The 23,440-nt window shown below is 41.0% G+C and carries 24 protein-coding genes; 9 read left to right on the forward strand and 15 right to left on the reverse strand.

Annotation, left to right across the window (positions count from 1 at the left end):
- The first annotated feature begins 49 nt into the window (after nt 1-49).
- The 3 genes from ACFO3P_RS08605 to galT are packed head-to-tail and all read left to right on the forward strand — an operon-like array spanning nt 50 to nt 3,704.
- The gene (locus ACFO3P_RS08605; protein ID WP_212929451.1) at nt 50-1,228 is read left to right on the forward strand and encodes a galactokinase; all 1,179 of its coding nucleotides are present in this window, start codon (nt 50-52) and stop codon (nt 1,226-1,228) included.
- Nucleotides 1,225-2,229: a UDP-glucose 4-epimerase GalE gene (gene galE, locus ACFO3P_RS08610; RefSeq protein WP_042531637.1), complete on the forward strand. Its 1,005-nt coding sequence runs from the start codon at nt 1,225-1,227 to the stop codon at nt 2,227-2,229. The genes ACFO3P_RS08605 and galE overlap by 4 nt, the downstream gene beginning before the upstream one ends.
- Nucleotides 2,226-3,704: a UDP-glucose--hexose-1-phosphate uridylyltransferase gene (gene galT / locus ACFO3P_RS08615; RefSeq protein WP_042531636.1), complete on the forward strand. Its 1,479-nt coding sequence runs from the start codon at nt 2,226-2,228 to the stop codon at nt 3,702-3,704. Before galE ends, galT begins: the two co-directional genes overlap by 4 nt.
- Before the next feature lie 50 nt (nt 3,705-3,754).
- Here galT and ACFO3P_RS08620 read toward each other — a convergent pair whose 3' ends face one another.
- The 6 genes from ACFO3P_RS08620 to ACFO3P_RS08645 form a co-directional block, all read right to left on the reverse strand.
- Nucleotides 3,755-4,924 (reverse strand): ROK family transcriptional regulator, encoded by a 1,170-nt coding sequence (locus ACFO3P_RS08620; protein ID WP_042531634.1) that lies wholly within the window; start codon nt 4,922-4,924, stop codon nt 3,755-3,757.
- 178 nt (nt 4,925-5,102) lie between these two features.
- Nucleotides 5,103-6,140 carry a galactitol-1-phosphate 5-dehydrogenase gene (locus ACFO3P_RS08625; RefSeq protein WP_193062784.1) on the reverse strand — a complete coding sequence of 346 codons (1,038 nt, stop codon included), beginning with the start codon at nt 6,138-6,140 and terminating at the stop codon, nt 5,103-5,105.
- Between the two features lie 30 nt (nt 6,141-6,170).
- Complete coding sequence (locus tag ACFO3P_RS08630; RefSeq protein ID WP_042531631.1) at nt 6,171-7,493, reverse strand: PTS galactitol transporter subunit IIC; 1,323 nt, start codon at nt 7,491-7,493, stop codon at nt 6,171-6,173.
- A 35-nt stretch (nt 7,494-7,528) separates the two neighbouring features.
- Nucleotides 7,529-7,804, reverse strand: coding sequence for a PTS galactitol transporter subunit IIB (gatB, locus tag ACFO3P_RS08635; RefSeq protein ID WP_042531629.1), 276 nt, complete (start codon nt 7,802-7,804; stop codon nt 7,529-7,531).
- A 38-nt stretch (nt 7,805-7,842) separates the two neighbouring features.
- Nucleotides 7,843-8,304: a PTS sugar transporter subunit IIA gene (locus ACFO3P_RS08640; protein ID WP_042531627.1), complete on the reverse strand. Its 462-nt coding sequence runs from the start codon at nt 8,302-8,304 to the stop codon at nt 7,843-7,845.
- A complete protein-coding gene (locus ACFO3P_RS08645; protein WP_212929450.1) occupies nt 8,297-9,082 on the reverse strand; it encodes a DeoR/GlpR family DNA-binding transcription regulator in 786 nt (261 codons plus the stop codon). The genes ACFO3P_RS08640 and ACFO3P_RS08645 overlap by 8 nt, the downstream gene beginning before the upstream one ends.
- A gap of 172 nt (nt 9,083-9,254) precedes the next feature.
- Here ACFO3P_RS08645 and ACFO3P_RS08650 point away from each other — a divergent pair, with 172 nt between their 5' ends.
- From ACFO3P_RS08650 to ACFO3P_RS08660, 3 genes are all read left to right on the forward strand, one after another.
- Nucleotides 9,255-10,181, forward strand: coding sequence for a 1-phosphofructokinase family hexose kinase (locus tag ACFO3P_RS08650; protein ID WP_379542360.1), 927 nt, complete (start codon nt 9,255-9,257; stop codon nt 10,179-10,181).
- A 20-nt stretch (nt 10,182-10,201) separates the two neighbouring features.
- Complete coding sequence (locus ACFO3P_RS08655; RefSeq protein ID WP_042531621.1) at nt 10,202-11,071, forward strand: class II fructose-bisphosphate aldolase; 870 nt, start codon at nt 10,202-10,204, stop codon at nt 11,069-11,071.
- Nucleotides 11,072-11,386: 315 nt separating this feature from the next.
- Nucleotides 11,387-12,634 (forward strand): YeeE/YedE family protein, encoded by a 1,248-nt coding sequence (locus ACFO3P_RS08660; RefSeq protein ID WP_042531619.1) that lies wholly within the window; start codon nt 11,387-11,389, stop codon nt 12,632-12,634.
- A gap of 130 nt (nt 12,635-12,764) precedes the next feature.
- On the opposite strand, the gene ACFO3P_RS08665 is transcribed toward ACFO3P_RS08660, so the two are convergent.
- Both ACFO3P_RS08665 and ACFO3P_RS08670 read right to left on the reverse strand, forming a co-directional pair.
- Nucleotides 12,765-13,688 carry an Rpn family recombination-promoting nuclease/putative transposase gene (locus tag ACFO3P_RS08665; RefSeq protein WP_289584735.1) on the reverse strand — a complete coding sequence of 308 codons (924 nt, stop codon included), beginning with the start codon at nt 13,686-13,688 and terminating at the stop codon, nt 12,765-12,767.
- 90 nt (nt 13,689-13,778) lie between these two features.
- Complete coding sequence (locus ACFO3P_RS08670) at nt 13,779-13,946, reverse strand: Rpn family recombination-promoting nuclease/putative transposase (protein WP_175297029.1); 168 nt, start codon at nt 13,944-13,946, stop codon at nt 13,779-13,781.
- A gap of 262 nt (nt 13,947-14,208) precedes the next feature.
- On the opposite strand from ACFO3P_RS08670, the gene ACFO3P_RS08675 reads away from it, so the two are divergent.
- A complete protein-coding gene (locus ACFO3P_RS08675) occupies nt 14,209-14,457 on the forward strand; it encodes a hypothetical protein (protein WP_042531617.1) in 249 nt (82 codons plus the stop codon).
- 77 nt (nt 14,458-14,534) lie between these two features.
- Here the strand turns inward: ACFO3P_RS08675 and ACFO3P_RS08680 are convergent, their stop codons facing one another.
- Entirely contained in the window at nt 14,535-15,281 is a 747-nt protein-coding gene (locus tag ACFO3P_RS08680; protein ID WP_042531615.1) for an alpha/beta hydrolase, read from the reverse strand.
- 269 nt (nt 15,282-15,550) lie between these two features.
- Here ACFO3P_RS08680 and ACFO3P_RS08685 point away from each other — a divergent pair, with 269 nt between their 5' ends.
- Nucleotides 15,551-16,084, forward strand: coding sequence for a GNAT family N-acetyltransferase (locus tag ACFO3P_RS08685; protein ID WP_042531613.1), 534 nt, complete (start codon nt 15,551-15,553; stop codon nt 16,082-16,084).
- Nucleotides 16,085-16,339: 255 nt separating this feature from the next.
- Nucleotides 16,340-17,209 carry an AraC family transcriptional regulator gene (locus tag ACFO3P_RS08690; protein ID WP_042531612.1) on the forward strand — a complete coding sequence of 290 codons (870 nt, stop codon included), beginning with the start codon at nt 16,340-16,342 and terminating at the stop codon, nt 17,207-17,209.
- 110 nt (nt 17,210-17,319) lie between these two features.
- Here the strand turns inward: ACFO3P_RS08690 and ACFO3P_RS08695 are convergent, their stop codons facing one another.
- The 6 genes from ACFO3P_RS08695 to ACFO3P_RS08720 all read right to left on the reverse strand — a co-directional run bounded on the left by ACFO3P_RS08695 (nt 17,320) and on the right by ACFO3P_RS08720 (nt 23,314).
- Nucleotides 17,320-18,204 (reverse strand): glycerophosphodiester phosphodiesterase, encoded by an 885-nt coding sequence (locus ACFO3P_RS08695; RefSeq protein ID WP_052484963.1) that lies wholly within the window; start codon nt 18,202-18,204, stop codon nt 17,320-17,322.
- On the reverse strand, nt 18,191-18,952 hold the full coding sequence (locus tag ACFO3P_RS08700) for a glycerophosphodiester phosphodiesterase family protein (protein ID WP_226894742.1): 762 nt from the start codon (nt 18,950-18,952) through the stop codon (nt 18,191-18,193). Before ACFO3P_RS08700 ends, ACFO3P_RS08695 begins: the two co-directional genes overlap by 14 nt.
- A 133-nt stretch (nt 18,953-19,085) precedes the next feature.
- Nucleotides 19,086-20,414, reverse strand: coding sequence for an ABC transporter substrate-binding protein (locus ACFO3P_RS08705; RefSeq protein WP_052485112.1), 1,329 nt, complete (start codon nt 20,412-20,414; stop codon nt 19,086-19,088).
- Between the two features lie 37 nt (nt 20,415-20,451).
- Complete coding sequence (locus tag ACFO3P_RS08710) at nt 20,452-21,267, reverse strand: carbohydrate ABC transporter permease (RefSeq protein WP_042531606.1); 816 nt, start codon at nt 21,265-21,267, stop codon at nt 20,452-20,454.
- The gene (locus ACFO3P_RS08715) at nt 21,264-22,193 is read right to left on the reverse strand and encodes a carbohydrate ABC transporter permease (protein WP_084613020.1); all 930 of its coding nucleotides are present in this window, start codon (nt 22,191-22,193) and stop codon (nt 21,264-21,266) included. Before ACFO3P_RS08715 ends, ACFO3P_RS08710 begins: the two co-directional genes overlap by 4 nt.
- A 5-nt stretch (nt 22,194-22,198) precedes the next feature.
- Nucleotides 22,199-23,314 (reverse strand): ABC transporter ATP-binding protein, encoded by a 1,116-nt coding sequence (locus ACFO3P_RS08720; protein ID WP_042531602.1) that lies wholly within the window; start codon nt 23,312-23,314, stop codon nt 22,199-22,201.
- Nucleotides 23,315-23,440 lie beyond the last annotated feature (126 nt).

A 23,440-nucleotide genomic window follows, 5' to 3' on the forward strand; every position in this document is an offset into this window, starting at 1 on the left:
TGCAATATGGATAAGCATACCAATAAAAAATATAAATCAGGAGGTCCTTATGACAAATCTAACCCAAGCATTTCACCAGATTTTTGATACATCCGAAGCCCCTCGCCGCTTTTTCGCCCCTGGGCGAATCAATCTCATTGGTGAACATACGGATTATAACGGTGGTTATGTCCTGCCTGCTTCTATCTCATTTGGAACGTACGCACTTGCCAGAAAAAGAAATGATCAAAAATTACGTTTCTATTCTTTAAACGCTTCTGAAAACGGAATAATAGAATGTGACCTCGATCATCTTTCTTACCAGAAAGCGCACGGCTGGGCGAATTATCCAAAAGGAATGGTCCAATATATGAAACAAGAAGGCTATGCCATCACGTCCGGTGCAGATATCTTATTTTATGGAAATATCCCAAATGGTGCCGGTCTTTCTTCATCCGCTTCTTTAGAATTAGCGACCGGTGTATTGCTGGAAGGACTTTTTAATTTGGAAATAGACCGGCTTCAGCTGATTCAAATCGGGCAAAAAGTAGAAAATAATTATATTGGGGTCAACAGCGGGATTATGGATCAGTTTGCTGTCGGGATGGGAAAAACAAATCATGCCATTCTCTTAAACTGCCAAACACTGGAATACAGCTATGCACCAATGCATTTACAGGATTATGAGATTATCATTATCAACACCAATAAACAGCGATCCTTGGCAGATTCTAAATACAATGAACGGTTTGCGCAATGCCGGCAGGCGCTCCAGGATTTGCAAAAGGAACTTTCCATCCAGCACCTTGGTGAATTATCGACGGAACAATTTGAAGCAGCGAAGCACCTGATCACAGATCCAGTTAATCAAAAACGGGCCAAACACATTGTATATGAAAATGCGCGGACACTGGAAGCATTAGAGAAACTGCGTAACGGCGACTTACATGCTTTTGGCCAGCTCATGAATGCATCGCATCTTTCGCTCCAATCGGATTATGAGGTGACTGGAATCGAATTAGATACGATTGCAGCTGCGGCTTGGGAACAGGAGGGCGTCATTGGTGCACGTATGACCGGCGCCGGATTTGGAGGATGTGCCATCGCTATTGTCCATCAGGATGCAGTAAGGGACTTCAAACATCATCTCAAGCAAATTTATCAGGACAAAATCGGCTATGAACCAACATTTTACACTGCTTCTATTGCAGATGGCGCCAAAGAAGTAACGGAGGAGGAGATAAAATGAGCATATTCGTTTTAGGTGGAGCAGGATATATCGGTTCTCACGCCGTCTACCAATTAATCGACCGCGGCGAGCATGTCGTCGTCGTGGATAGTCTGGAAACAGGACATCAAGAAGCAATCCACCCTGACGCTTCTTTTTACCAAGGAGATATCCGGGATATCGATTTTTTACGAAGCGTCTTTGCAAAAGAATCGATTGATGCCGTTGTTCATTTTGCAGCCAATTCACTCGTTGGAGAATCCATGGAAAATCCGCTTAAATACTTTGATAACAACGTTTACGGTACGCAGGTGCTGCTCCAGGCCATGGTCGAATTCGGAGTGGATAAAATCGTCTTTTCTTCCACTGCCGCTACATATGGAGAACCGGAAACAATTCCGATAACGGAAAAATTGCCTGCCAATCCGACCAATGCTTATGGAGAAACCAAGCTGACAATGGAAAAGCTCATGAAATGGACAGAACATGCACATGGCATCCGTTACGTTTCCTTACGCTATTTTAATGTGGCCGGAGCAAGAGAGACAGCAGAAATCGGCGAGGACCACTCTCCCGAAACGCATCTGATTCCCATTATTTTAGAGACAGCTCTTGGGCAGCGTGAAGCAATCACTATATTCGGAGACGACTACGATACACCGGATGGCACCTGCATACGAGATTATATCCATGTGGAGGATCTTATTCAAGCACATCTTCTGGCATTAGATTATTTAAAAGAAAACGGGCAAAGCGATATTTTCAACCTCGGAAGCAATCAAGGGTTTTCTGTGAAGGAAATGATTGAAGCTGCTCGTAAAGTAACTGGAAAAGTAATTCCTTCCCAAATCAGCAGCCGCCGTGCCGGTGATCCAAGTGTTCTTATTGCCAGCTCTGATAAAGCAAAGGAAATATTGCATTGGCAGCCTTCCCGCACCTCAATTGAAAAAATTATAGCAGACGCATGGAATTGGCACAGCAGTAATCCAAATGGCTATGCAGGAGGAGACGATTTAAAATGATTTACCATGATATCCAAGGATTAATCGACAAAGCGATAGAAAAAGAATTAATCGAAGGCTCCGATGAAATTTATGCACGAAATCAAGTCATGTCCTTGCTAAAAATAGCGGATTTTCCGGATCAGACAGTAGAGCCGACAGAAGATTCCATCCCTAACCTGATCGATAAAATCGTAGACTACGCGGTAGAAAATCACATCATTGAGGATGTTTTTGATGCGAAGGAAATCCTATCAGCTAATGTGATGAATTGCTTTGTCGCCCGCCCTTCTGTTGTAAATGCTATTTTTAAAGAAAAATATGCAGCATCACCAAAAGCAGCGACGGATTATTTCTATGCCTTAAGCAAAAATAATAACTATATCCAGATGAACCGTATCCGTAAAAATATTCATTTTAAAGCGGAAACAGGTTATGGCAATCTTGATATTACCATCAACCTGTCCAAACCTGAAAAAGATCCGGAGCAAATCAAAAGAGAACGCGCACTTAAGCAGACGATTTCCTATCCTAAATGTCTTTTATGTATTGAAAATGAGGGATATGCCGGACGGACTGGTTATCCGGCAAGAGCAAATCATCGTGTAATCAAGGTTCCGTTAGGAGATGAAAACTGGTATTTTCAGTATTCGCCTTATGTTTATTACAACGAGCACAGTATTTTACTCGCAGAAGAGCATCGTGATATGAAAATCGATAAGCAAGCATTTGAACGCCTGGTTACGTTTACGGAAAAGTTCCCACATTACTTTATTGGCTCCAATGCAGACCTGCCCATTGTCGGAGGCTCTATTTTAAGCCATGACCATTATCAGGCTGGAAATTACGAATTCGCGATGACGCATGCTGAAAATGCTTTTTCATTTTTGATTCCAGACTTCGATCACGTCTCAGCAGCCGTGTTAAAATGGCCATTATCTGTGATTCGGCTGCAGAGCGAGAATAAATCATCCTTGCTTGAAGCTGCCGATCATATTCTGCAAACATGGAAAAATTATTCAGATGAACAAGCAGCAGTACACGCATTTACGGACGATACACCGCATAATACTATTACACCAATTGCCAGAATACGCGAAGGCAGCTATGAACTGGACCTGGTATTACGCAATAACCGGACATCCAGCGACTATCCGCTGGGGATTTTCCATCCGCATGCAGATGTCCATCATATTAAAAAAGAAAATATCGGCCTGATTGAAGTCATGGGGCTTGCCGTTCTTCCAGCAAGGTTAAAGGATGAATTGCAGGAGATCAAAAATGATTTATGCGGAAAGCCAAGTAATATCGCTGACTACCATCAGGAATGGGCCAATCAAATAAAAGATAAATACGGTACGATTTCCAGCGAGGAACAAGCAGAAGATATATTACAACAGGAACTCGGCTTGAAATTCAAGCGGGTACTGGAAGATGCCGGGGTATTTAAAGAAAAAGCTGCGTTTGACAGGTTTATTGCGGCATTGGATACGTGAATCATTCATATAAAAACCGGACGGACTGCTGATAAAATGCAGTCCGTTTTTTATACTGGATTAAATAATTCAATCAAAAGTAAGGATATAGCTCCAAGCACCGTGGCATTATCATAAAGATTCGTCGCCTCAACCTGTGTTTCCTTTGCTTTCCCTGTCAAGGCACGCTGATGAATCGTTTGTTTAATAACAGGAAGCATTATTTCCCGGCTGTTCATAACGCCTCCGCCCAGAATAATTTTATCCGGATTCAGAATATGAATTAAATTGGTCAAGCCAATGCCGATAATTTCCGCAATTTCTTGAAAAACCTCGATATATTCTTGCTCGCCTGCTATCGCACGTTCATAGATAGTTTCCGCTGTATCTGCATCCTGGGAAGCACCTTTTATTTTTTTATGCGCATACGCAACAATTGCTGATCCGGTCGCAAAAGTCTGTAAGCATCCTCTATTCCCGCAGGTACAGCGTTCTCCATGAAGATCGATGATCATATGACCCAGTTCGCCGGCAATATCCTGTGCTCCATGATATAATTTCCCATTGATAACGATACCCGCACCTACACCGCGTCCAAGATTAACAGCTACCATGCTTTCCACATTCGCATGACCGCCAAACCAGGATTCTCCTAAAGCCATGGCACGGCCGTCATTTTCCACTTTGACGTTCAGATTGAATGCTTCCTCCAGCTCTGCTTTTATTTGAATATTTTTCAGCTCCAGGTTCGGCGCAAATAAAGCGATGCCTGTTTCAACTTCGACTACCCCATGCATGGCTACACCGATGCCGATAATTTTATCGTCTTCAACAGAGGAGGCTTGTAATACGTTGTGAATACCGTCTTTTAGCATCGTCATAAAGGCTTGATTGGTTATCGGCTTTTGAATGATGGCAGATGACTGCTCCAAAATTTCTCCGGATAAATTAGAAAGGATGCATCGGATTGTTTCTGGTCCTGCATCTACTCCAATGACGTAAAACGCACTGCTGTTCACATAAAGCAAGGTTGGTTTTCTTCCGCCTTGCGAAGCTCCCAATTCTTTTTCGATCACCAGCCCTTCCTCTATTAATTCTTTGACAATGCTGCTGACGGTCGGCGGGGTGAGTTTTGTTTCTTTCGCTATTTGTGCTCTTGATATCGGTTCAAAGGTACGAATTTTATTTAAAACAAGTGATTTGTTGACCGATTTCATTAATTGAAAAGTGCCTCGCTGCATCCAGATTCTCCGTTCATCGTTTTAGAAATATCATACCATAGTTAATTTAATTTATTAAGTAAGCTGGCCGCATCTATTTGGTTGTACATCTTTCTTCTGGAGTTTCTATATCTTAAAGTTGTGGTGACGAAAAAAACTTGAAAGATACAATGAAACTGTACCCTTCAAGGCTTCCTTCCTACTGTCTTACATCATATAAAAACTTAATCGAATGATTATCCGGATCAATCATTTTCTGGAATGGTTCTTCTTTGACCTCCAGCGGGTTCACTTCATGAATCAAGGCTTTTACATCGATTTTTCCATCCTTCATGTATTGTAAAGCTGCTGTCCATTCAAATCCTGGAAAAGGAGCGGAATAGGACATCCAAGAACCGTATACTTTTAATTCTGCTCTTAGAATTCTTTCAAATACATCTGCTGGGAATGTAATCTCTTTCTTGGCTGTGCCAACATATACAACCTGACCAAGCTTCTCCACTACACTCAATGACTGAACCTGAGTCTGCGGCACCCCTGCTGTTTCGACTACGATTTCCGGTCTTTGATTTTCTTTAAAATAATCATCTAAATCAACTTCTAATGAATTGACGATAACTGTAGCTCCTAACGCTTTCGCCATTTCCAGCTTTGCGTTGTCAATATCTATAACCGTTATCTCTCCTGCACCCTTTGCCTGCAGTGCGAGCAGTGACATCATGCCGATTGTACCTGCTCCAAAAACAACGGCGCTTGCCCCGGCGTGAATATCGACTTTTTCAATTCCATGGATAGCAACAGTTAATGGCTCAATTAACGCCGCTTCCTGGTCTGTAATTTCATCCGGTAAAGTCAGGATATTTTTGGCATTTACCGCAACGTATTCAGCCATTGCCCCCTGCTCTCGGGAACCAATAAAACTATAATTCTCGCAAAGCGCCGGATGGCCGCTCGCACAGCTGGAACACTGTTCACACGGAACTAATGGAGCTACTGCCACGCGGTCTCCTTCATTTAATCCCTGCACTTCGCTTCCTGTTTCCGTAATAACACCTGAAAATTCATGCCCTAAAATGGTCGGGTAATGATGCACCTTCCCATCAAAATAACGGGCTAAATCGGAACCGCAAATTCCCACATAAGCTACTTTCACTAACACTTGATTAGGTTTAATAACTGGTATTTCCATATCCTTTACGGAGAAGTTTGCTTTACTTTCCAGCACTAACGCCTTCATTTCAACGACATCTCCTATCTAAAATTTCCCTCATATTTTCTCTCTTTTAAATTGAACGTACGTAAAAATAATACTGAATACATAAATTCCGCCAATGATTAACAATGGGACTAAATTTTGAAGCTGGAATAATTCTTTCAAAATAAATGTGATTGGTGCTCCGCCTTGGTCCAGAGAAGCAACTTGGCCGCTTGAAATATTTCCTGTATCTGTTGCCAGCTTCGTATGCACGCCTACCATCATATTCGCGATCCAGATAGTGATACTCATGATAAACGCTCCGGAAATAACCGTCCGGAATAAGTTTCCTTTATGGATCCCTACTGCCATCGATACAAAAAATCCAATGGTAGCCAAGTCACCAAACGGCAGGACTTGGTTGCCAGGAATCAAAATAGCAATAACCAATGTTAATGGAACAAAAATCAGGCTTGCTGCTACTACTTGGGAATTGCCTAATAGTAATGCTGGATCCAGCCCAATATAGTATTGCTGTCCTTGGAAGCGTTTGTCTAATATAGCCTGCGCAGCTTCTGCTATCGGCATTAAACCTTCCATAATAAATTTAACAACTGTCGGCATCAAGACCATAACAGCAGCCATTTGAATACCTAACTGCAGCACGTCAGATACAGGGTAGCCTGCCAAAAATCCAATGACGATACCTAATACAGCGCCAATAATGACTGGCTCGCCGACAACCCCAAAACGCTCTTCAATCTTACTGGAATTAATATTCACTTTTTTTACACCTGGAATTTTATCGATAATGGCATCAATGACCACTGCAAATGGAGCGGACCAGGTTCCAGAACCATGCGGAATCGCTATCCCTTCCAAGCCAAAATGCTTATTCACTGTCGGTGCAAACCAATCACCCAGCTTGTAAACAAAGGCAGAGTGAACAACAACACCAATAATTGCAAACCAGAAGTTTCCGGTTGCTGCCAAAATAATGGCTCCTGTAAACGTCATATGCCAGATATTCCAGATATCGACGTTAACCACACGGGTCATTTTCGTTACAAGCATTAGCACGTTGACAAGAATGGCTACAGGAATAGCTACCATAGCAATCGTTGATGACCATGCCATCGGGGAAGCTCCCGGCCAGCCGACATCAACCACGGAAAGGCCTAAATTAAAGCGGTCCGCCATTTCCTGTGCAGCTGGTCCTAAATTATCTGTTAAGAGACCAATGACCAAATTAATCCCGACAAATCCGACACCAATGGTTATCCCGGAACGAAGGGATTTTCCAATGCCTTGTTTTAAACAAATTCCCAATATAAAAATAACTAATGGAAGCATTACGGTCGGCCCAAGATCTAATATATATTGTAAGATTTGCATGGACGGAATTTCCTCCTTTTAATAAAGAGATTGCTCTACTGCAGAACCTCTAAAATTTCTTTTTTTGTTTTGTCTAACCCTACTCCTGAGATAAATGCCAATCCATGAATAACCGGAACACCGTAATCCTTGTCCACCTTAGCTGTGGTTACAATCAAATCTGTACCGCTGACTTTCGACCCTAATTCACTTACACGGCATTGTGATACATCTGCATCAATGTTATTTTCCTTTAATAAAGCTCTGATTTTATTTGCTGCCACCGTTGACGTTGCTACTGCTCCACCACATGCTACTAATACTTTTTTCATTTTAAATTCCTCCAATTTTGGTTAAATAATATTTTTATTTATAAATCTAAATTTGATTCCAGTAATTGATACGCTTCCTCTACTGTTTGAAGCTGTAATAGCTGATCTAAAAATGCTTGCTGCTGCACCAGCTCCACTATTTTTTGCAATACTTGAATATGTTCTTCTCCATCAGAGCACCCAAGCAGAAAGACGACTTTCACTTCAATTTCGTCAGAGTCGCTCCCCATAATCCGAAAAGAAACGGGCTCCTTCAGCGTCATTAAACCGATTTTACTTTCATTTACATAACTTGCATCTGTGTGTGGAAGTGCTACTCCGATTACGCCTGTCGGAACACCAGTCGGGAATTCTTTTTCCCTTGCTTTTAATCCCTCGACATATTCACTGTTGGCATAACCCTTCGTAATCATAACGCTTCCAATCTCTTCAAAAATGGCAGCTGTTGAATCTGCGCTGCTATTTAAAAGAATCAAACCTTTATCAAGATAATTATTCATCTTTATAACTCCTCTCCGCTTCAACGGTATAGACTTTCGTTTGCAGTGATTTGATGGTTTCTACTGCTTCTGCATCAGATGTTGTGTCTGTGATTAAAATATCGACTTCATCAATGGCAGCTACTTGGTTCATCGAAGTAGAATGGAATTTGGAGAAATCAGCCATCATAATTTTTAGCTGGCTATGTTTCATCATCAACCGGGATACTTCCGACTCTCCCATATGCATATTGGTATAGCCTGCCTGCAAATCTAAACCGCCTATTCCAAAAAATCCTTTATCTACAAAAAGCTTTTCAATCCCACGATAAGCAATTGGTCCAAATAAAGAGTTTTCATTTTTCCTTACATTCCCGCCGATAATAATGACATCAAAATCAGAATAATCGATGAGCTCCTGTGCAATCGGCAACGAATTGGTAATAATCGTTAAATCTTTCTTGTTATTTATTTCTCTGGAGAAGTATAAAGCGGTTGTTCCATAGTCTATATAAATGGTATCCCCGTCTTCCACGAGTTCAGCAGCTTTTTTAGCAATAGCCTTCTTTTCCTCTTCATTCACTGTTTTTCTCGTTACATACTTTGTCTCCAGATTGGCTTTATTAAGTATCGCTCCCCCATGAACCTTCCGAACAATGCCTTCCTGTTCCATTTCATAGAGATCTTTGCGGATGGTTTCCCGAGTTACTCCTAAATCATTACTTAAATCTGCAATTCTCACGCTTTTATTTGTTTGCAGATACTGCATGATAATTTCTTGACGATCTTGTGAGAGCATCTAAACACCTCCTAAAGGATAACTTGCAAACGCTTTAAATTGATTATAAGACATAAAACAAAATAATGCAAACATATTTTTATTATTTTTTTGCTTTATTTAAATTTTTCTTTGCTTTTTTTTGCTTTAGGATTTATGATAAATCTATCGAACATGAAAATGAGGTGATAGTTTGTTGCATGTTGTTTGTCCGAACCCCGCATTAGATCGAACAATTTTTTTAGAGAAATTTGATGTTAACGGTGTCAGCAGGTCACATCAGGCGAAGGAGCTATTAGGAGGAAAAGGGTTTAATGTGATTCGTTCTTTTTCTTTTCAAAATCCAAACAGCGCTTTCACAGCATACGCTTTTTTAGGCGGATATATTGGCAAACATTTGCAAAGCTTGGCAAATGACCAGCATATCTCTACGACAGTAACACCTATTAAAGAAAATACGCGTATCTGTTCCATTATTGTAGATAACGAAAAAGGGCACGCACATTTAATTAATGAAAAAGGACCGGTTATCTCCACATCTGAAAAACAGGCATTTGAGGATACCTTACTGGATTCGGTAAAACCGGAAGATTATGTTGTCTTTTCCGGATCGCTGCCAGATGGATTACCCTCATCATTTTATCGGGATTTAATTATTTCTTTGCAGGATAAAGGAGCAAAATGCGTGATAGACAGCAGCGGGGAAGCTCTATCCAAAAGCATCGAAGCGAAGCCATGGCTGCTAAAAGTCAATGAATCGGAATATTTAGAGTTAAAAAACAAAACAGCGGAAACAACGGAAGAAATCATTACCCTCTTAAAGAATGATACAGCACTGGAAAATATTATTATTACATTGGGAGGAGATGGCTCCATTGCAAAAATTCACAGAAAATGCTATCGCATTACTTTGCCAAACATCACAGCAAAAAATGCAACGGCCTCCGGTGATATTTTTCTAGGAAAATTGTTAGAAGCGTTTCAATCGAATAAAGTAATCCAGACTGCTCTCATAGAGGCAAGCAGTTTTGCTGCTTCAAACTGCTTATATTGGTACCCGCATATTGATATAAACGATGTAAATGCAATAAAAGAACAGATTACATTGGAAGAACTATAAACTAATGAGGAGAGATTTCAATGACTTTATACTCTACAACACCAATGCTAAATAAAGCAAAAAAGGAAGGCTATGGCATTGTCGCATTTAACGTCCATTCCTTTGACAGTATTTTCTGGGTAGTGGAAGGAGCAGCGCAATTATATTCCCCTGTTATTTTGCAGACAACGATGGGAACGGTCAAATCCTTAGGCGCAAAAAATATTGTCGAAGCGGCAACTGCTGCATCAAACTATTTTGATGTTCCTGTCGGCTTACATCTGGACCATTGCACAGACTATGAGCTGATCAAGCAATGCGTCCGTGCAGGCTATACTTCTGTTATGATCGATGCCTCGATGCATTCATTTGACGAAAATGTAACGCGAACCAAAGAAGTAGTGGATTTAGCAAAATCATTACATGTCAACATTGAAGCAGAGCTCGGCAAAGTAGGCGGCGTAGAAGACGATATCGTGGTAGACGAGAAAGATGCTCAAAAAGCAGTGCCTGAAGAATGTGTTGCCTTTGTAGAACAAACTGGCGTACCGACACTCGCTCCAGCCATCGGTACAGCACACGGAATCTATAAAGGGGATCCGGATATTGATTTTGACCGTATCCAAAAAATTGCTGAGATTGTCGACGTTCCTCTTGTATTACATGGCGGTTCCGCTGTGCCTGATAAAGATGTCCGTCAATGTGTCTCACTCGGTATGGCAAAGGTAAATGTTTCTACCGAATTAAAAAACGCTTATTCCCAAGCAATTGCTGATCATTTTAAAGAATATCCAGACCAATTAGACCCAAGACAATATTTACAAAAAGCAAAAGATGCGGCAATAGAAATGGTTGCTTCTAAAATCAAAATGGTTGGCAGTGAAGGGAAACTGGTAAAACCGTTTGTTTGATTGAGCTGCCGTATTTTCTTTCAATTGTTCTCAACGCTTCATGATGAAAAGAACCCTTCGAGATACAGTTTTTCATGATGTATTTCGAAGGGCCCTTTTTCATTTTATAAATGTTTTTATTTTATCCTCTACCTTATCTACATTTTCATCAAAACTCCACTTCTCTTTATCGATTTTTCAAAAAGTAGTTAAAACCTTTCCCGGCTTTAAAGTGCATTTCAATCATTTTTAATAACCCATTGACATTTTTTCCAAAGAGGCATACACTAAAAAATCATAACAAACTAAATTGATAGGAATTAGAGGTGTTTTTAAATGTCTACATTGGCACAACCGGTTTCTGATCAACCAGCAAAAGTGGAAGATGCGCCAAAATTAAATCCTCCACAGAAAAAACTGGTTGCTGGCGGAATCATTGTTACATTTATTTTGACGATTTATTTAGCAGCCACACAGCATGTCGTTCAGCCATTGTTGTTATTGATTGGATTACTGCTTGGATATACATTGTTTCATGCACGTTTCGGTTTTACTTCAGCCTTCCGGAGACTAGCTTCAGTAGGGAATGGCCAGTCTCTGCGGGCGCATATGTTCATGCTGGCTATTGCATGTACATTATTTGCACCTATTTTAGCATTCGGGTTTTCCTTTTTTGGAGGAACACCTGCCGGTAATATTTCACCGATCGGCATTAGCCTGATTGTCGGGGCATTTATGTTCGGCATCGGCATGCAGCTTGGCGGCGGCTGTGCTTCTGGCACACTTTACGCAGTCGGCGGCGGCCGGACTGTTATGTTTATTACCCTGTTATTTTTTATTGTCGGCTCAACTATTGGTGCAGCCCATTCCACATTCTGGATGGACGATTTACCAGCTGCAGAACCTTTTTCTCTGGCAACCTCAACAGGGCTTGGTTACGGCGGAGCATGGGTTGTTTCTTTATTGATTTTTGCCATCATTGCCGGGATAACTATTCTGATTGAGAAAAAACGCAAGCCTCCTAAAATGGCGGCACTCCCTTCCGAAAAGGGATGGAAACGAATTTTCCGGGGTTCCTGGCCTCTTTTCGCAGCGGGTGCTGCACTAGCTGTTTTGAACGCTCTTACGCTGCTCACTCGTGACAGCCCATGGGGCGTGACAGCTGCATTTACACTATGGGGTTCAAAAGCAGCAGGAGCACTTGGCTTTAATGTGGAAAGCTGGGGCTACTGGGCCGGAAATACAGAAGCTCTCCATGCTTCTATTTTCGCAGATACAACAACCGCTCTTAATTTCGGTGTCATCTTAGGAGCTTTCATCGCTTCCGCAGCAGGAGGCCTATTCAAATTTACAAGAGTTACAAAAGGAAATACTGCCGCTTCCATTATTGGCGGTCTTCTGATGGGTTATGGCGCGCGCCTTGCATTCGGCTGTAACGTCGGCGCTTATTTCAGCGGCATTGCTTCCTTTAGTGCACATGGTTACATTTGGGGAGTAATGGCTCTTGCAGGTACCTTCCTTGCTTTATATTTGCGCCCGCTATTCGGTCTTTCTGTGCCAAAACCACGCGATTCATTTTGCTGACAAAAACACGGCGATACAGGCAGCTTCCTAAAGTTATTTTCAGCAAATGAATCCAGCAAACTTGATAAGAGGCAGGGAGCTCTCTTCCTTGTTGTTAATAGAAAAAACACGGATTTCCCCCGTGTTTTTTCTATTTCAAGTATTGTTTGACGTCTTCTATGGTTTTCAATTCATCTATGTGATCCACTATTGCTTCCAGTGTGTTTATTTCCTGTTCGTATATCTTTTTCTTTATATCTTCTGAAGGTGGAGCTACAAACTTTGTGATTAATCGAATTGTGGTATTGGCTAATGCTTCTGCTTTTGCTTCTGCTTTTGCTTCTGCTTTTCCTTCTGCTTTTCCTTCTGCTCTGCCTTCTTCCTTTCCTTCATTCCGAAAAATCTCTGCTAATGTCATTGTCAATTCGCTCCCTTCTTGATAAGTGTTTCCTATATGGTCGATTATATCATAAAATTGTTTTTTGGTAAGATGCCGCTGGACACGGAAAATATAATAAAACAACGTCTTCAGGTACGCTATTGCCCTTGTTTGATTCTGCAGCTGCCGCAGGAAATCGACTGCCTGATAGATGGTATTTACCACGGCGTGGATATCCTTTTTGCGGATATCCCGAAACACCATCAGAATAATTCGCAGGAACACATTCAATTGGACATTTTCGTCTTTATAACCAGATACATCGTATAGAAAAAATTCATAATCAGGGACATATTTCTGCAGATCGGGCGGGAAATCCTTATACCCTTCCAGCAGATGTTGAAAGGAAGTACCGGCATACCAATCCGTATCGCCATGATACAGCACAATCGGCATAATGATGGGCAGCTTATTGTCTTCTTTATTATCCCGTTTGATTTCCCATATCTCCACCATATATCGCAGTAACTGTAGAGCAGTATAGTAATCATGATAGCTTTTATGCTCGAATAGAAAATAGACGTAGGCTGGTTTTTGGTGAATTTTTGTCTGGAATAGCAAATCGGAGAAATATTCTTGAAGGTCGTGACTGATAAAACGAAACTTCTTTCTGTGGGGTTTTCGCTCTTCTCCCACAGAATGTTAGTTGAGTGATTCAGGGAGTTAGCGTCCGTTATCCCCCGCTTAAATGAATTTATTTTCACTCTCTATTTCGAGGCGGGGGTTTTACGGACGGTTCTCCGTGGCGAAGCTGTCTTTTTGAGGCTGAATAGATGCTACATCAATGGTTTCGTGCACAGAGGGCGGTAAAAAATAGGTAATAAAATCCTTAGCAACATCCACATTAGAAAATGTTTCTTTAAAAATTCTATCATGCGGGTTTTGAATCTGCAAAGTGATCAAGTCCTTTCATTGGTATCATTGAATGACTGAATCGAAAATAAGTTCTGAATTATATTAACACAGCCCTCCAAAAGAAACAAATGTTCTAAATTCCTTTTTTAGTTCAGAAAACTCGCTATTTCTTTAACTTTTTTTTAACGACAGCTATTGAAATATCCAATTAAAAATCAAAACCCCTGTATATTTTTCAAATTTAATCCCAAACTAAGTATCGTTGTTGATTCACATTCTAAATGGATAGGGATGATAATTAATGATGAATAATAAAAAAGGAATGACCACGTCACTGATCGCTGCAGGTGTAGCAGGTGCGGCAGCCTATGGTATAAGCATGGGAATGCAAAATGGTTCCTTTCAAAACATGTCACAAAAGCTTTCCAATTCCATGAATAGCTCCACCATGCAGGATATTGCTAAACCGCTTCAGGATATGCTTGCAAGCGGCGGCCAAGCAATGAATCAAGGTGCTAGCGGAGGACAGAATCAAACACAATCGTCTTAGATGCAAGTGCAGAAGCATTTACTTTTAAGATGACAAAAGGGATGACATCAGCTTCGATGTCATCCCTTATTAAATTGTTATAATTCTCCATCTTCTTCCCATGACTGCAATGCATGCAGAGACTTTTCAATAATCAAACCTTGATCATTATCCAAGGTTGCTACATGATAGCTCTCCTTCAGAGTGACGATTTCTTTTGAATTAGCAGATATGCTGTCCAATATCTTCTGAGCATTATCAGGTGAGACAACATGGTCTTGTTCGGAACTAAAAATAAGTGCAGGACAGGTTATTTTCTCCAGATTTTCCTTTGTTTCTTTTATCAGGCTTTCTAACTCTTTAATTGATTTAACTGGTATTTTTTCATAAGTGATTTCCATAGCATCTGCCTTTTTGATATCTGGTCCATCATCCGCAATAAAACGCTCTTTGAGATTTTCATACATTGCAGGTAATTCCACTGCTGCGTTGACGGTAATTATCCCGGCAAGCGGGTACTTTGCTGCGGTATATAGCGTCAATGTGCCTCCCATAGATAAACCGCAAACAAAAATCTTATCGCATCGTTCTTTAAGCCAGTTATATGCTTCCTCAACAGAATCTATCCAATCTTGGTATGTATATTTTTCCAGATCCTCAGGAGCTGTCCCGTGACCCTTTAACCTCGGTCCACAAACAGTATATCCTGCGTCTGCGAAAGCTTTTCCAATCGGATACATCGCTTGAGGCGTTCCAATAAAACCATGGATTATTAGAACCCCTGCACGATTCCCTTCAAAATAAAACGATTCTGCTCCATTGATAATAGGATACTGATTGCTCATCTATTATTCCTCCTCTTAACGTAAACTTTACTTCTTATTGGAATAATTCAAATCATAACACTATCTTTTGAATTATAACAAATTGATTTCCTGTAATTTGCTTTATCTCATGAAACAGATTATCTAAATAAACTTGGACTTGTACGGTAAATGTATTTTCGTTTTCCATCTTCGCTGTCCCTCACCATCATTTATTATTTCCATCTTATATAGTAAGATAAGCAAGAAGCCATTACTACAATCCATTATAATAAGAAAGAAGGATTTCCTTGAATATAAACCTTCGTAAAGAACAATCAACAGATTATCAAAAAACAGAAGCGCTCATTGAACAAGCTTTCCGAAACGAAGAGATGAGTGATCAACAAGAGCATTTGCTTGTACAACGTATCCGCACGTCCAACGCTTTTATTCCAGAGTTATCTATCATTGCAGTAAATCAACAAAATAACATCCTTGGCCAAATTCTTTTTTCAAAAATAACGGTTGAAAACAACGAAAAAACAACAGCATCGCTGGCTCTTGCACCCGTCTCTGTTCATCCAGACTATCAAAAGCAAGGGATTGGGTCTATGTTGATAAAAGAAGGATTAGAAAAGGTAAAGGCAGCTGGATATCCCTCTGTGATTGTACTTGGTCATGCCGATTATTATTCCCGCTTCGGCTTTAAACCAGCTAGTCTATGGGGAATTCAAGCTCCATTCGATGTTCCAGATGGAGCATTTATGGCTTTGGAGTTAACACCGGGTGCGTTAAAGGATGCCAGTGGTGTGGTTCACTATTCGGAAGCATTTTCTGAATAGTATACTGCTTTACCGGCTTACCGATAAAGTGAAGCTTCCTTCAGTAGGGGTTTTCTTTCATTCCCCACTGAATTTGAAAGGAACAAACCGGGCCGTTACTGGTTGTTGGATCTTCCACTCAGAAATATAATTTTTTACTCATTTCTTGAAATGGGAGTCTTGCAACCAGTTACCCTGCGACAAATTGGAACGCATATTGTCGGGAAACAGCTGATTTCAATTGGTATCCTTAAAATGAGAAGAGGAGGTTATCACATGAATACGCTTGATTCCATGAATGCTGCTATCGAATATATAGAGGAGCATTTAGATAAAAAAATCAATTACCAGCATGCGGCTCAAATCGCCTGTTTTTCGGAACATCATTTCAAACGAATGTTTTCTTTTCTTGCCGGTATCCCTTTATCCGAGTACGTACGCAGGCGTCGACTAACATTGGCAGCATTAGAACTGCAGGAGAATAACATGAAGGTAATTGATATAGCATTGAAATATGGTTACCAGTCCCCTGATTCGTTCTCCAGAGCCTTTCAGGAATTGCACCATACCTTGCCTAGTACAGTAAAGCAGACAGGAGTTTCTCTTAAAGCTTATCCACCGATTTCCTTCCAAATTTCTATTAAAGGAGATGTTGAGATGAAATATCGTTTTGTCGAAAAAGATGCTTTTCACATTGTAGGGCATAAGGAAGTCATGTATCCAGAGGATGGAGATTTTAACCCTACTCTTTGGAATACACTTACCGATGCAGATTATGCAAAACTTGGAACACTTGAGAGAGAAGATCCGAATTTAAGCGGCATACTAAATATCACCGTCAATACCTGCCACGGTCCAGAGCAGAGCGAAGAAGCCTTGGAATACTATATTGCTGTTGTAACAAATCAAACTGCTCCAGATCATCTCGCTGCGTTAGAAATACCTAAACAACAATGGGCTGTTTTTGATGCGGAGGGTGAGATGCCTCATGCCTTAACAAGCACTTGGAGTAGAATTTACACAGACTGGTTTCCAACATCGGGATATGAACTTGCAGAAGCTCCCGAGATTGTAAAAAGCATCCATGATATGAAAACGGAGATTTGGATTCCTGTACAAAAAAGTAAATTCGCTTTTATTTTTTAAAATAGCCGTTAGCTGTGATTTTTTATCGTACTGCAGCTAATGGCTATTTTAAAAACCTCACAAAGTCAAATAGCCTACTCTGCAAGGTTCTATATAAATAATGACATACTCTACTCCTTCAATACCTGCTTCGTAAAATCAATATCATCTGTAAAAATCCCATCCACTCCATACATCATGACACGCTGCTGTTCAACAAGCTGCGTACGCTCATCCGTAAAAAACACATGAACTTCCTTCCCCTGCTGATGAAGCGTATCAACAACACATTTCGTCACATTTCTTGATTCGATTCCAATTACATCTGCGTCTGCTTCAAGCCCATCCTCTAAATCAAATTTATCTGTGCCATATAACAGCGTCGAACGGATTTCCGGTGCGAATTCCTGCAATTTTTTCAAGCTCTCCTTAGAAAAGGATTGAAAGCTCACATATTTTGGATCCAGCAAATCATTTTCCTGAAGCAGATTGATTAACGGTTCTTCCATTTTTGTTTCCCCATCAACCAGACGTGTCTCAATATAATAATGCTCTTCCTGTTTAAATGCCGTAACGATTTCTTCTAATGTCGGGACGGGCTCTTTATAGGTTTTCTGCCCGAATACGGCTACGGTATCGAATTGCTTGATTTCGTTCAACGTAAATTCTTCTGGGACGCCTGCTCCTGTTGTTGTACGATCTAAGGTCGTGTCATGAAGTGCGATTAATTCATGATCTTTGGTCATCCGTAAATCAATCTCTATTGAGTCTGCATCAGCCTCCGAAGCAATTTCGTAAGCAGTCAGCGTATGTTCATTAAAGAAATTATTCGCACCACGATGGGCAATCACCTCTAAATCAGTTAAAACTGCTTCAGGCCTTCCTGCTGCACTTGCATATAATGTCTCCGCACCATATGTTTCCGAATCCTTAAGTACCTGCGGCTTTGCTTCAAAAAAACCAGATATTATAAAGACGGCAATTACCAAAGTAAGTAAGATACTACGCCATGGCATAGCGCTCACACCGATAAAAGATGGCACGATCCGGATAATCTGTCACAATGGCTTTTACTTTCACGTCCAGTAATTGCTTCAGCGTATCCTTATCATTGACAGTCCACACACGCAGCAGTCTCTTCCATTTACTCCAATGATAAATATGCTTTAAAAATGTATCCGCCTCAACATGCAGTGCCTCTAAACCCAAAATATCAATATAATCCTCCGGGTGGGAAATCGGCTGGTTAATAATCCATGCCAGCCGGGCATCCCTGTCATAATGACGTAAACGAATCAGTGTAGGCAGATGAAAGCTGGAGTAAATGACACGATTCTTTACATCCGGATATTTAGCAACATAGTCTAGCAGCTTTTCTTCGATATTTTCATATAAATTTTTACACGTTTTTAATTCAATATTCAATGCAACATCTGGATATGGACTAACCAGCTGAAGGACTTCTGCTAAGGAGGGAACCTTTTCTTCCTCCCAGCTCTTATCATAAGTCTGGAATGAGGATAGATAGGCTGGATTCCAATGTAATTCCCGAATTTCTGAAAAGGTATATTCTGCTATGGATCCAATTCCATTCGTTGTCCGATTTAGTGTAGCATCATGCATTACCGCAAATTCACCGTCCTTTGTCATGTGCACATCTATTTCCAAACCATCCACTCCAGCTTCCAGTGCTTTTTCAAAACTTAGCAGCGTATTCTCCGGATATAATCCCATCATGCCGCGATGTCCATATACTTTTGTCAAGAAAATCCCTCCTGAAAATTGAGTTGTTATCATGAAGTATCCTTTTGTTCAGCGGAGGTTCCCTGCTTCTGTTCAGCCCAAAACCTCCGCTGAATGAACCTCTTACTTACATCGTGCTTTCCTCTGTTACTTATTACTCTCCACGAGCTTTATTTGCTGTTTCAATGGCTGCATTCAATTGTTCGATTGCTGTCTGATACGTGGTATCTACATCTCCGCCATTAAATACGCTCTCCAATGCCGTTTCAATAATCTTACGTTCTTCCGGTATCATATCCATGACAGCCCCCTGTGTTGCATAAGATGGGTTGGTTGCTTGCAGCTGTTCCACTGTCACCTTTAATTGTGGGTTTTCTTCATGCATTTCTACAGCCAGCTCCTCTTCATAAGCTGCCGGATTAATGGCAAAATAGCCTGTATCTGTATGCCACTGTGCCTGAATTTCAGGCGATTGCAGGTACTTCATAAAATCCCACGCTGCTTTTTGCTCTGCTTCCTCCTTGCCCTCACTCATCCAAAGACTTGCTCCACCGATAACCACACCTTCCCGTTCCACATTTTCCGGATGCGGTAAAAACGCGACGCCTACCTCAAATGGTGCATTATCGATTAAATCACGAGAATTAGCAGAGGATTGCAAAAACATCGATACATCTTCTGCTAAGAATCCAGCCAGCATATTATCGCCATTGGTGCCATAGTTTGCAAATGTTCCATCTGTATTCATCCGCTCTACCCATTCAAAGATTGATTTTCCTTGTTCTTCGGTAAAGCCGATTTCTGTTGCTACTCCTGAACGTCCATTATCTTCATTCAATAATAATGCTCCTTGGTTTGCCAATAATTGTTCAAATAACCAGCCATACGCCTGAAGCGCAAAACCTTTCATCTCAGGATTTGATTCGACAATAGCTTTACTAGCTGCTTCTACCTCTTCAAATGTCTGAGGCGGATTTTCCGGGTCTAAACCAGCTTCCTCAAAAGCATCTTTATTATAAAACATCACCGGCGTCGAAGAATTAAATGGCATCGAATAGAATTGATCGTCTATTTTATAATAGTTAACGATATTCTCTTCTAAATGCCCCATATCATAGCCGTCCTCATCAATAAACTTTTGAATCGGCTCAATATGACCGCTGTTTACCATCGACATCGTGCCTATCTCAAATACTTGAATCATCGTCGGCGCACTATCTGTCCCAGCTACACTATGAAACTTCGTTAATGCCTCATCATAGGTTCCCTGAAACTCCGCCCGGACCTCTACCTCATCCTGCGATTCATTGTAGGATGCGACAATTTTGTCCAACGCTTCTTGTGAAGCACCTCCCATTGCATGCCAAAAGGTGACGATTTGCTTGCCATCTTCTGTTTCTGTTGCTTCACTAGACCCTTCTGCATCATTGGAACCGCAGGCTGCCATAAAAATAGTCATACTCAAAACGACGAATAACAACATTTTCTTCAAAAAAACGACTCCTTTTTCACATTCTTTTTTATTTTAGCGCTCCCTCTGTTAAACCACGCTGCAACTTCTTCTGTCCTAAAAATAATAAAATCAATGTTGGAATAATGACAATGACCGCTCCCGCCATAATCACTCCCCAATCGTTCATCTGCTCTTGTGATTGTAATTGGCGCAGACCAATCTGTACGGTTCTGACATTATCATTGGTTGTAGCTAACAGCGGCCACAGATACATATTCCAGGACGTTAAAAAGCCATACACGCCTAAGGTGATCAGGCTTGTTTTCGCTACCGGCAGGACCACTTTCAAATAAAACTTCACATCTCCCATACCGGCAATCTGACTTGCTTCGCGCAGTTCCTTAGGAATTTGTTTGAAATTCTGCCGTAACAAGAATGTTCCAAAAGCCATCGCAAAGAATGGAATCGTCAGTCCGGTATATTGATCAATCCAGCCAAGGTCGCGAATCGTATGGAAGTTTGGAATAATCGAAGCTTCAAATGGCACCATCATCGTTGCGATAAAAAGATAAAACAAGAAATCCCGGCCTTTAAATTCTAAAAAAACAAAGGCGTACGCTGCTAAGCTGGCTAAAATCAGCTGGCCAATCATGATGGCAATCGAAACTAAAAAGCTGTTGATGACATAATGCAGCAGCGGAAATTGTTCAAATGCCCGACGATAGTTATCGAGTGAAAAAGCAGAAGGCAAGCTTCCCGTCATAATATCCTGATTTGTCATAAAGCTCATGACAACAGCCATCATCGTCGGTGTGAAAACAAGAAATGCTGCAGCAATCAATAAAAGATAGGTTACAATTTTTCGTCCGAAAGGAATTCTCATTGATAATGAACCTTCCTTTCTCCCAATTTAAATTGGATGATTGTCATTAATAGAATGATAATAAACAAAATGATTGCCTGCGCACTCGCCGAGCCAAATTGATAGTTAGTAAAGGCTTCCCGGTAAATCGAGTAGACCATTAAATTGGTTGCATTTTGCGGACCGCCCTGCGTTAAAATATCCACCTGCCCAAACGTTTGAAAGGCATTGATAATTGTTACCGTCACAACAAAGAACAGGGTTGGTGACAGCATGGGAATCGTAATCCTTCTTAATTTATAAAAATACCCTGCACCATCCACATCCGCACTTTCATAAAGATATTTATCAATCGATTGTAATCCGCCCAGCAATATCAAAAAGGTAAAACCGATATTCATCCATATGGTTGTCACAGCTACCGCAATCAGTGCCCAGGAAGGGTCTGTCAGCCAGCCAACCTTCTCCAGCCCAAAGGTGTCCATGATAATATTTAAAAAGCCGATTGTCGGATGAAATAAGTACAGCCAGAATACAGATGCCGCGGCTACGGAGATTCCCATGGTAGAGGAAAATATCGTCCGAAAGAAGCCAATCCCTTTTAATTTTTCATTTGCAATAATAGCTAGAAATAAACTGATCACAATGGTCAGCGGCACTGTATAAAGAACAAATAGAAACGTCGATTTGATGCTTTGCTGAAAAATAGTTGATTGAAATAATGTCACGAAGTTATCCCATCCTACAAATACCGTTGTGGCCCCGCTCGCATCAGTAAGGAAAAAGCTTAAATAAATTGTCCGGAGCAAAGGATAGAATAAAAATACAGAAAAAAGAGCAATGGATGGCAATAGAAATAGGATACCTTTGATAAATTGCTTGTAACGCTGTTTCCGCTTCGTCCGCACAAATAAAGCTTGGTCCTCTTGTGTAATGACCGCAGTCATATTCGTCATATCGCCTGAACCTCCCCATGCCCGCTGAAGGAAGCTGGACGAATTAATGCTTCCGTCTGTGCATCAAAAAAACTCAGGTGCTCTGTCGATATATACACCTCCAGCTGGTTACCTGCTGTGATATCCCATTGCCCCGGCCATTTTGCTGTCCATAATTCGCCGCCGACATCCAAAGCGAGCGATGTCTCATTCCCTAACTGCTCTACATGAATCACTTCTAAAGAATGCGTTGCTTCCTGATGGATTGCCGGCTGGATATGCTCCGGTCTTATTCCTGCGATGATGTTTTTATGTACCTGAAACGCCTTCTGCATCCTGACATCTGCCGAAAAGGACAGTGTCTTGTTCACAAGAAAATTCGAGACATCCTTTATTTCCGTTTTTCCCATATTCATTTTGGGAGAACCGATAAAAGAAGCGACAAATAAATTGGCCGGTTCATTATATAATGTAATTGGTTTACCTACCTGTTGGATTTCTCCATCATTTAAAACCATAATCCGGTCTCCCATCGTCATCGCTTCGACCTGATCATGTGTTACATAAATCAAGGTTAAGCCTAATTGCTTCTGCAGCCTTCTAATTTCCACACGCATCTGCGCACGCAATTTAGCGTCTAAATTAGATAGCGGCTCATCCATTAAACAAAGCGGCGCTTCACTGACAACCGACCTGGCCAAAGCAACTCGCTGTCGCTGTCCTCCTGAAAGCTGACGCGGCTTCCTGTCTAAAAGCTCCGATAATCCCATCATTTCTGCTGTTTCCTTCAGCCTTTTCTGCTGTTCCGCTTTAGAAACCTTTTTCGCCTTCAAACCAAACAGGATATTTTGTTCGACCGATAAATGCGGATATAAAGCATAATTTTGAAAAACCATCGAAAGATTTCTGTCTTTCGGCTGCAGGTGATTGACTACTTTTTCATTCATTTTCAATACGCCGTCTGTAATATCCTCCAGTCCGGCAATCATCCGCAGCAAGGTACTTTTCCCAGATCCGGAGGGCCCTACCAATACAAAGAATTCCCCCTTCTCGATTGTTAAGTTGATTTGCTCTAATATGTTATTTCCCGCATGATACGACTTCGTGATATCTTTTAACTCGATATAACTCATTCTTTTCCTCCCTTCATTCAAGTACATTAAAACATATCTTTTTCATGAAATCGGGAAATTTACCAAACCAATACCAATACTTCATTTTTCATTAAAGGAACTTACAATAGCTTAATAAAACGAACC

Origin of the sequence: Oceanobacillus aidingensis (assembly GCF_042654105.1) — a bacterium.
GTDB classification, from domain to species: Bacteria; Bacillota; Bacilli; order Bacillales; family Amphibacillaceae; genus Oceanobacillus; species Oceanobacillus oncorhynchi.

Bases quoted from the DNA above. Each gene is read 5' to 3' on its own strand.
- ACFO3P_RS08695 (WP_052484963.1), bottom strand. From the start codon at position 18,204: ATGCCATGGCGTAGTATCTTACTTACTTTGGTAATTGCCGTCTTTATA.
- ACFO3P_RS08660 (WP_042531619.1), top strand. From the start codon at position 11,387: ATGTCTACATTGGCACAACCGGTTTCTGATCAACCAGCAAAAGTGGAA.
- ACFO3P_RS08620 (WP_042531634.1), bottom strand. From the start codon at position 4,924: ATGCAGCGAGGCACTTTTCAATTAATGAAATCGGTCAACAAATCACTT.
- ACFO3P_RS08645 (WP_212929450.1), bottom strand. From the start codon at position 9,082: ATGCTCTCACAAGATCGTCAAGAAATTATCATGCAGTATCTGCAAACA.
- ACFO3P_RS08680 (WP_042531615.1), bottom strand. From the start codon at position 15,281: ATGAGCAATCAGTATCCTATTATCAATGGAGCAGAATCGTTTTATTTT.
- galT (WP_042531636.1), top strand. From the start codon at position 2,226: ATGATTTACCATGATATCCAAGGATTAATCGACAAAGCGATAGAAAAA.
- galE (WP_042531637.1), top strand. From the start codon at position 1,225: ATGAGCATATTCGTTTTAGGTGGAGCAGGATATATCGGTTCTCACGCC.
- ACFO3P_RS08710 (WP_042531606.1), bottom strand. From the start codon at position 21,267: ATGAGAATTCCTTTCGGACGAAAAATTGTAACCTATCTTTTATTGATT.
- ACFO3P_RS08720 (WP_042531602.1), bottom strand. From the start codon at position 23,314: ATGAGTTATATCGAGTTAAAAGATATCACGAAGTCGTATCATGCGGGA.
- ACFO3P_RS08715 (WP_084613020.1), bottom strand. From the start codon at position 22,193: ATGACTGCGGTCATTACACAAGAGGACCAAGCTTTATTTGTGCGGACG.
- ACFO3P_RS08625 (WP_193062784.1), bottom strand. From the start codon at position 6,140: ATGAAGGCGTTAGTGCTGGAAAGTAAAGCAAACTTCTCCGTAAAGGAT.
- ACFO3P_RS08690 (WP_042531612.1), top strand. From the start codon at position 16,340: ATGAATACGCTTGATTCCATGAATGCTGCTATCGAATATATAGAGGAG.
- ACFO3P_RS08705 (WP_052485112.1), bottom strand. From the start codon at position 20,414: ATGTTGTTATTCGTCGTTTTGAGTATGACTATTTTTATGGCAGCCTGC.
- ACFO3P_RS08605 (WP_212929451.1), top strand. From the start codon at position 50: ATGACAAATCTAACCCAAGCATTTCACCAGATTTTTGATACATCCGAA.
- ACFO3P_RS08640 (WP_042531627.1), bottom strand. From the start codon at position 8,304: ATGAATAATTATCTTGATAAAGGTTTGATTCTTTTAAATAGCAGCGCA.
- gatB (WP_042531629.1), bottom strand. From the start codon at position 7,804: ATGAAAAAAGTATTAGTAGCATGTGGTGGAGCAGTAGCAACGTCAACG.
- ACFO3P_RS08655 (WP_042531621.1), top strand. From the start codon at position 10,202: ATGACTTTATACTCTACAACACCAATGCTAAATAAAGCAAAAAAGGAA.
- ACFO3P_RS08675 (WP_042531617.1), top strand. From the start codon at position 14,209: ATGATGAATAATAAAAAAGGAATGACCACGTCACTGATCGCTGCAGGT.
- ACFO3P_RS08630 (WP_042531631.1), bottom strand. From the start codon at position 7,493: ATGCAAATCTTACAATATATATTAGATCTTGGGCCGACCGTAATGCTT.